Source organism: Legionella navarrensis, from assembly GCF_052527415.1.
The window spans coordinates 1-715 of record NZ_JBNVZR010000057.1; the positions used below are offsets into that span (position 1 = coordinate 1).

Genomic DNA, 715 nt, shown 5'->3' on the forward strand with positions numbered 1-715 from the left:
CGTGATCACCCAGGCCGAACTGCTGGCCAATGCGAGTGATGTGGATGCCGGCAGCAGTCTTGAGGCGCTGAACCTGTCCATAGCATCAGGTGCTGGCAGTCTGGTAGACAACCTGGACGGCACCTGGACCTATACGCCGGCGCTGAATGATGAGAGCAGCGTCAGCTTTAACTTTGACATCAGTGATGGCAGTGCCAGCGTTCCCTCTACAGCCAGTCTGGATATTACGCCGGTGAATGACGCACCCACAGCGGGAACAGCTGTCGTTCTCACAGCTATAGCAGAAGACAGCGGTGCGCGCCTGATCACTCAGGCTGAACTGCTGGCGAATGCCAGTGATGTAGACGCCGGCAGCAGTCTTGAGGCGCTGAATCTTTCAATCGCCAGCGGCAGTGGCAGTCTGGTGGATAACCTTGACGGCACCTGGACCTATACGCCTGCGCTGAATGATGAGAGCAGTGTCAGCTTTAATTTTGACATCAGTGATGGCAGTGCCAGCGTAGCTTCCACAGCCAGTCTGGATATTACGCCAGTGAATGACGCACCGGTTGCGGGAGCGGCTGTTGTTCTCACAGCCATAGTGGAAGACAGCGGTGCACGCGTGATCACTCAGGCCGAACTGCTGGCCAACGCCAGTGACGTGGACGCCGGCAGCAGCCTTGAGGCCTTGAATCTTTCGATCGCCAGCGGCAGTGGTACGCTGGTTGATAATAAC

1 protein-coding gene is annotated in these 715 nt (G+C 57.1%); it reads left to right on the plus strand.

Translation table 11 applies throughout. The features are described from left to right. Window positions 1-715, plus strand: a 715-nt coding sequence (locus tag ACQUTA_RS13090; RefSeq protein ID WP_444988709.1) for a cadherin-like domain-containing protein, incomplete at both ends; no start/stop codon positions are given.